7 protein-coding genes and 1 pseudogene are annotated in these 7,140 nt (G+C 64.2%); 2 read left to right on the forward strand and 6 right to left on the reverse strand.

The genetic code is table 11. The annotated features are described in order from the left end of the window. Positions 1–27: 27 nt before the first annotated feature. Together BM075_RS22290 and BM075_RS22295 are read right to left on the reverse strand one after the other, a co-directional pair. On the reverse strand, positions 28–390 hold the full coding sequence (locus BM075_RS22290) for a hypothetical protein (protein WP_093362857.1): 363 nt from the start codon (positions 388–390) through the stop codon (positions 28–30). 83 nt (positions 391–473) lie between these two features. Beyond that, a complete protein-coding gene (locus tag BM075_RS22295) occupies positions 474–1,703 on the reverse strand; it encodes a lytic murein transglycosylase (RefSeq protein ID WP_093362858.1) in 1,230 nt (409 codons plus the stop codon). Between the two features lie 205 nt (positions 1,704–1,908). Between BM075_RS22295 and BM075_RS22300 the strand changes: the two genes are divergently transcribed. Further along, a complete protein-coding gene (locus BM075_RS22300; protein WP_093362859.1) occupies positions 1,909–2,694 on the forward strand; it encodes an ankyrin repeat domain-containing protein in 786 nt (261 codons plus the stop codon). 378 nt (positions 2,695–3,072) lie between these two features. Beyond that, entirely contained in the window at positions 3,073–4,365 is a 1,293-nt protein-coding gene (locus tag BM075_RS22305; RefSeq protein ID WP_093362860.1) for a calcium-binding protein, read from the forward strand. Between the two features lie 105 nt (positions 4,366–4,470). Here BM075_RS22305 and rplA read toward each other — a convergent pair whose 3' ends face one another. The 4 genes and pseudogenes from rplA to nusG form a co-directional block, all read right to left on the reverse strand. After that, positions 4,471–5,169, reverse strand: a complete 699-nt coding sequence (gene rplA / locus BM075_RS22310) for a 50S ribosomal protein L1 (RefSeq protein ID WP_093362861.1) — start codon at positions 5,167–5,169, stop codon at positions 4,471–4,473. A gap of 3 nt (positions 5,170–5,172) precedes the next feature. Beyond that, positions 5,173–5,601: a 50S ribosomal protein L11 gene (rplK, locus tag BM075_RS24260; RefSeq protein ID WP_143089928.1), complete on the reverse strand. Its 429-nt coding sequence runs from the start codon at positions 5,599–5,601 to the stop codon at positions 5,173–5,175. A gap of 279 nt (positions 5,602–5,880) precedes the next feature. Next, a pseudogene (locus BM075_RS25215) lies at positions 5,881–6,006 on the reverse strand (hypothetical protein); the annotation flags it as partial. 211 nt (positions 6,007–6,217) lie between these two features. After that, entirely contained in the window at positions 6,218–6,751 is a 534-nt protein-coding gene (gene nusG / locus BM075_RS22320) for a transcription termination/antitermination protein NusG (protein WP_093362863.1), read from the reverse strand. Between the last annotated feature and the right edge of the window lie 389 nt (positions 6,752–7,140).

The following is a 7,140-nucleotide window of genomic DNA, read 5'->3' on the forward strand; positions in this document are numbered from 1 at the left end:
GGTAAAGGCCTTTCGGCGGCATTTTGTTCAGATAAGACGGGGCGGATCGAGCTGACCCGGTGGGGCCATACCTGTCCGGCGGCACCCCGGATCAGGCCGGAGTAGGCGCAGGGCCGGTGCGCGCGCGCACCGCGCGGCCGTGATGGGGATGGCGAGGTCCGGGCCGCAGGGTGATCCGGGGAGCATTCCCTTGCGGCAGGCCTTCGGCGGGCGTTCCGCCTTGAGCGTGCTCCCGGCCTCTGCGGCGATAACGGCCATATCATCCGATGGGTGTTGTGTGGCGACGGCCCATTTGGGCGTCGCTTTCGCCGATAGGGCGCCGGCATAGGCGCCCCACGGCAGCACGCAGACCACCAGGATCAGGATCACGATATTGTGCAAATTGCGCATGGCGCCCTCCATGCCCCAGTGCGCCGGAACGGTCCAGAGGCGGCGGGCCCCTCGGACTGCAATTTGCCGTGAGCGTGGGCGGTTTACCGCAGCCGTCGGAGCAGATCGAGCGACGGCTGGCCGGTGACCGGCAGGCCCTGGCTCCGCTGGTAAGCGGAAATGGCGGCCTCGGTATTGCCACCGATCACGCCATCGGTCCCTTGCGTGTCGAAGCCTTTGGCGGTGAGCCTCTGCTGCAACTCCTTCCGGTCGTCGATACTCATCCCCCGTGCGTCAGGAGGAAAGCCCGCCTGGATGGGCGGGCGGCCGATGAGCCGGTCCGAGAGATGCCCCACGCCGAGCCCGTAGTTCTCCGCATTGTTGTAGCGCAGGATCACGTTGAAGTTGCGGTAAGTGATGAAGGCCGGGCCATTTGCGCCCTGTGGCATCAGGATTGCGGCGCTTCCATAGTCCGGCACCGGCCGTCCACTGACATCCGTCACGCCCATCGTCGCCCAGCTTGACGCGCTGCGGGCGTTGCCCCGCCCGGTGAGGCCGGTGGAGAAGCCTGCGGGCAGGCGGACCTCCATGCCCCATGGCTGACCCTGCCGCCAGCCGTTGCGTTTCAGGTAGGATGCCGTGGACGCCAGCGCGTCGGCCGGGTTGTCCGACCAGATGTCTCGCCGTCCGTCGCCAGTGAAGTCCACCGCGAAGGCCTCGAAAGACGTCGGGATGAACTGGGTGTGGCCCATCGCACCGGCCCAACTTCCCGTCATCCGCTCCGGCGTGATGTCCCCGCGTTGAAGGATGCGCAGCGCGGCCATGAGCTGCTTTTCCATGAAGGCACCGCGCCGGCCGTCGAAGGAGAGTGTCGAGAGCGAGGAAATGACCGGGATGTCGCCTCTGCGCGTGCCGTATTTGCTCTCCAGCCCCCAGATCGCGGCAACCACCTGCTGGTCAACGCCATACTGCGCCTCGATGGCCGCGAGGGTGGAGCCGTACTGCCGCATCGCGGCCTTGCCCATGCGCACCCGCTCGTCGGAGGCGGCGATCGCCAGGTAATCTTCGAGGCTGCGAGTGAATTCCGTCTGGTTGCGGTCCTTTTCGATCACTTCGGGCAGGTAGCCCACATTGCGGAACGCCCGGTCAAGCGTTGCCTGAGAAATGCCGCGAGATGCGGCGCGCGATTTGAAGCTCACCACCCAGGCATCGAACGCGGGGTTGGGGACGGCGCGCACGCGGGTCACCTGCGGCGCGGTGCCCGTTCCGCCACCGGCACAGGCAGCGAGCGTGGCGAGAACGCCGAACGAAGCGGCGCGTCTGGTGATCGTCATGGGCGTTGTCCTGCTCGTATTGCTTTTGTCCTGCATAGCCGACACCGGCTGGTCGGCAAAGCGCCGCGAGGGGACATAAGCAGGAAGCCACCAAGCGCCGCGGCCGTGAAGGTGAAAGGGACCCGGCATTTTCCGATTGGAGAGCGCCGGAGTCCCGGATTCGTGGTATGGTCCTGACCTAAGGTCAATCGGCGCGGAGGTGGCCATGTTGAGGACGCACGCTCGTATTTCATGGCGAACAGTCCCACTGTTCGGCATCCTGCTGGCAGGCAGCGCAGCGACGGCCGGCCCCCTGCACGACGCCGTTCGGATGGGCGACCGGGCGGCAGTATCGGAGGCGGTAGCCAATACCGACGATCTGGATGAGACCGACTTCATTATCGGCACGCCGCTCCACGCCGCCGTTGCGGAAGGCCATGCCGACATCGCCCGCCTTTTGATTGAAACTGGCGCCGACGTGAATGCTGTCAGCGAAATCAATGGCAAGACGGCCCTGCACCTTGCTGCCGAACTGGGCGACTTCGACACGGTTCGCCTTCTGCTGGAGAACGAAGCGGATGTCGCGGCCCGGGACAAGACCGGCCTTGCCGCCATCCACCATGCGACGGTGGCCGGGCATCCGGCGATCGTTACGGCGCTTCTGAACGCCGGGGTGGAGGTCGACACTCGCGAATTTGCCGAGAACATGACGCCGCTTATGATCGCGAGCCTTGTGGGCGATCATGAGTTGGTCGAACTGCTTGTGGATGGCGGTGCCGATATCGAGGCAGAGAGCGGGAACGGCCGGACGCCATTCTACTACGCAGCATCCTGGGAATCCTACATCAATGTCGGCGGGGATGCCTTGTTACGGTATCTCGCGAACCTCGGGGTGGACATGTCGCCGGAGGATGAATCGGGCCTCACGCCGCTGACGTGGGCGATGGCAAGGAATATGCCGACGTATCGCGAGATCGTCGAAGTCTTGATAGACTTGGGCGTGGAGCGCTGACCGTGCCTTGGGCCGCCGGGGCGCCACGCAGCCTCCGAAAGAATAAGACACCGCCAGATTGGGGCAGGATCTTCTTGCGTTTGCTGTACCGGGATTCCGGCGGCGGGCTACTGCGCCGTGACGTTGGCCACGTCGACGGTGACGCTCGGTCACATGGTGGAGCGCAGGGACACCTTCAGCATGGAGGTGCCCTTGGCGCCCAAGAGCTTGGCCCGAGACGCTGACGTCTGCCGCCTCCGATCATGCCTGGCGTTGATGGCTGTCAATGCGAGCGAAGGCGCCGAGGTTTAGTCTCGCGCCAGCGATTTGACGGGGTAGGAGCGCCCGAAGGTCTTAAGGTGGAGTGACGCCTGCCCCAGAACATCACGGGAGGCGGCCATGAATTACATCTATGGAACGTGGGGCCCCGATTGGCTCCAAGGCACAGCCACTGCGGATTACATACGCGGCTTTGGTGGCGACGACATTATCTGGGCCAGAGGTGGATACGATATGGTCCGGGGTGACGGTGGCGATGATCTCATCTTCGGCGAAGGGGCCGACGACGAACTCAGGGGCGGCGTTGGAGACGATACCGTCTATGGGGGCCTGGGACATGACACGCTGATCGGTGGCGGGGGCAACGATCTGCTGGTCGGCGAAGACGGTAAAGACAAACTGGTCGGGAACGATGGCGACGATATGCTCGTCGGCGGCAACGGCAATGACACGCTGCGCGGCGGCACGGGCGACGATCTTTTGTTCGGGGATGGCGGCGCGGACGTTATTCGCTTTGCCGGGGCGGGCAGCGACATCGCTGTGGGTGGCGCCGGGGACGACACAGTGATCTGGTCCCAGTCGGGTGACGGGGGCGACGGCCTGTGGGATTTTGCCATCGGTGGCAAGGCTGTTGCGCTGACCGGCTACGGGGGCAGCATCCGTGATGTCGCCGCGACCACGGAGCCCTGGGAACGGACACTCAATCCCGATTTCGCCTTCGGGGCCGATGACGGAACGGCGCCGGTCGTTTTCAATGCATCCGATGGGCTGACTTTCGTGGCTGGAACCACGATGACAATCGAGGTGCTTTCGGGGCTGACCAACGCCTTCGGCGGAGTTGGCGAAGTGGACGGCGACGGCTACGTCGATTCGGGCTATCAGAAGAATGGCGACCCGGGCAGTAGCGGACGATTTTTCCCCAGCCTCTATACCCCTGAAGACTGGGATACCTTCCTGAACGCGCTCATGGGCACGTTCACGGATGGCGACGGTGTGATCGTTGGGACGCCGTTCGAGGTTGGCAACGAAGCCACCGTCACCGTACCGGAGGGCGCAGAAGAGTTGCAGCTCGGCCTGAATGACGACTTCTTCAACGACAACACGGGCAGCCTCGAGGTGCGTGTGACCGGGACAGCCACACTGGAGACTGGCAGTCCCACGGTGCGCGGAGATGACACCCTGCGTCTGACGGTCATCGACGAGGCCACGGCATCCGCGCTCGAGGAGGAGATACGATCCGAGTACGACGGCCTGAGTTTTACCCAGCTCGACACGATCGGCATGGTCATCGCGGAGTTCGAGTCGATCGAGATCCGCGTCGAGGGGCAGAAGGGGATCTATGCCGAATTGGACGATATGGACTTCACCGGAACCCCGGTCGTAGACGATTTCGTCTTCGACTACCTGGCCTGATCGGCACGAGCCCTCGCGGAGCCGGATAGCTCCGCATCATTCCGGTCGCCAAAAACAAAAGGGCGCCGAGAGGCGCCCTTTCTGGATCGGTGCATTGAAGATGCTTCACTGCGCGGTGACGTTGGCCACGTCGACGGTGACGCCCGGCCCCATGGTGGAGCTCAGGGACACCTTCTGCATGTAGGTGCCCTTGGCGCCCGAGGGCTTGGCCCGAGCCACCGCGTCACAGAAGGCGCGAACGTTTTCTACCAGTTTGGCCTCGTCAAAGCTCGCCTTGCCGACGCCGGCGTGCACGACGCCGCCCTTTTCGGCGCGGAACTGAACCTCACCGCCCTTCGCGGCCTGCACGGCGGCAGTCACGTCGGGGGTCACGGTGCCGACCTTCGGGTTCGGCATCAGGTTGCGCGGGCCGAGGATCTTCCCGAGGCGGCCGACGATCGGCATCATGTCCGGCGTCGCGATGCAGCGATCGAACTCGATGGTGCCGCCCTGGATGGTTTCCATCAGGTCTTCCGCGCCCACGATATCGGCGCCGGCGGCCTTGGCTTCTTCGGCCTTGTCGCCACGGGCGAAGACGGCCACACGGACGGTCTTGCCGGTGCCGTTGGGCAGGGTGACGGTGCCACGGACCATCTGGTCCGCGTGACGGGTGTCCACGCCGAGGTTCATCGCGAGCTCGATCGTCTCGTCGAACTTCGCGTTGGCGTTGCCCTTCACGAGGCTCACGGCCTCTTCGACGGTCAGGTTCTCCTTGCCGTCGAAGGCTTCACGGGCGGCGCGGGTGCGTTTTCCAAGCTTCGCCATGACTTACCCCTTCACCTCGATACCCATCGACCGTGCGGAGCCGAGGATGATCTGCATCGCGGCTTCGACGTCGTTGGCGTTCAGGTCTTTCATCTTGGCCTCGGCGATCTCCTTCACCTGGGCCACGGTCACGGAACCGACCGTCTCCTTGCCCGGGTTGTTGGCGCCCGATTTCTTCTTGGCGGCCTTTTTCAGGAAGTACGACGCCGGCGGCGTCTTGATGTCCATGGTGAAGGACTTGTCCTGATAGTAGCTGATGATCGTGGGGCAGGGCGCGCCCGCATCCATGTCCTGCGTCTTGGCGTTGAACGCCTTGCAGAATTCCATGATGTTGATGCCGCGCTGACCGAGAGCGGGGCCCACGGGGGGGGACGGGTTCGCCTGTCCGGCGGGCACCTGAAGCTTAAGGGTGCCGACGAGTTTCTTGGCCATCTGGCCTCTCCTTTTCTCAACACATCCGGAACGCGTTCCGGACGTTTCGGTTGATGTGGTCTGGGTCGGCGGACGCGTCCGCCTTGCCTCCCACATGTCCCGGCAACTGAGCTGCGCGAATCGAGAGACACGCACTGCCGGGAGTGGCGGGCACTTACACCCTGGCGAATGCCAATTCAACCCGTGCCCCGTAACGGTCACGTTGCTCATGCCGATCTGCCATCGGGCGCCGCAGCGGGACAGATCACCGGCGAGCGCCTCAGCGTCTTCGGCATTGCCCGTGCTCAGGTCCACTACCGTGCCTCCGGAGAGCACGTCGCCAAGCTCGGCGCAGAGCGCGCGGGTGTCCTTGCGTGACGTGACACAGAAAATCGTGACAGGGCTGGCCGCGACAGCCGCCGCCAAATCCTCGACAGACTGCGCGCCCGCTTCGGCCAGGCGCGCGGTTTTTTCGGGCGTTCGGTTTCAGACGGTGACGGTTTCACCTGCCGCCAGCAGGGTGTGCGCCAATGCGCTCCCCGTTGCGCCAAGGCCTACGACGGTCGTTCCAGTCGTTGGAGGTCCTCCCGCCAGTGAGCATATCACAGCGGGGAGGGGCGATCAGCCGACGGGCTGGTCAGGAGCCCTTGGTCACCTGGGTAAATTCCAGCTCGACCGGAGTCGCGCGGCCGAAGATCGACACCATCACCTTCAGGCGCTGGTTGTCTTCGTCAACTTCCTCGACCATGCCCGAGAAGCCCTCGAAGGGCCCGTCGGTCACGTTTACTTGCTCGCCGATTTCGTAGGTGATGAGCGAGCGCGGTGCTTCGACGCCTTCCTCGACGCGGTTGAGGATCTGGTTCACCTCCGCGTCGCGCATCGGCATCGGCTTGCCCTGCGGTCCGAGGAACCCGGTCACGCGGTTGATCGAGTTGATCAGGTGGTAGCCGCGGTCGGTCATCTCCATGTGTACCAGTACGTATCCGGGCATGAAGCGGCGCTCGGCGGTCACCTTTTTGCCACGACGAACCTCGATGACCTCTTCGGTGGGCACCAGAACCTCGTCGATCTCTTCCTCGAGACCGGCCTGGGCCACGTCGTGGCGGATCTGTTCGGCGATCTTCTTCTCGAAGTTCGAGAGGACGCTAACCGAATACCAACGCTTCGCCATGACCTGTAATTACCCTTCGTTCCGCCCGACGCACGGCCGCGCCCGGTGCCTTGATTTCAATGGCCGCTCAACGGCCCTTTCGCCAACACAAAGCGGCGTGCGACCCGAATCGATGCACGCCAACCCATGTGGAGTTGCAGGGCCATAGCGCCGGGAAGGCCGGGATTCAAGGCGAAATCCGGCGGATGCAAGCGGCTCAACATTGATCGGACGGCCCCCTGGCGCTCGCTATCTACGCCGAACGGGCGATGTCCAAGCAGGAGAAAACGCTTGCTTCGTCAAGAGCCGTCGATACGGCGTTGTTGTAGAAAGGCGGCCCGAGGCGTGAGTGCCCCTTTCCCGTTCAGGCTCAGGCCACGCGGACGACCTCGGCAGTGCCGATCGCGTTG

It is taken from the genome of Tropicimonas isoalkanivorans (genome assembly GCF_900112335.1).
In the GTDB taxonomy this organism is placed as follows: domain Bacteria; phylum Pseudomonadota; class Alphaproteobacteria; order Rhodobacterales; family Rhodobacteraceae; genus Tropicimonas; species Tropicimonas isoalkanivorans.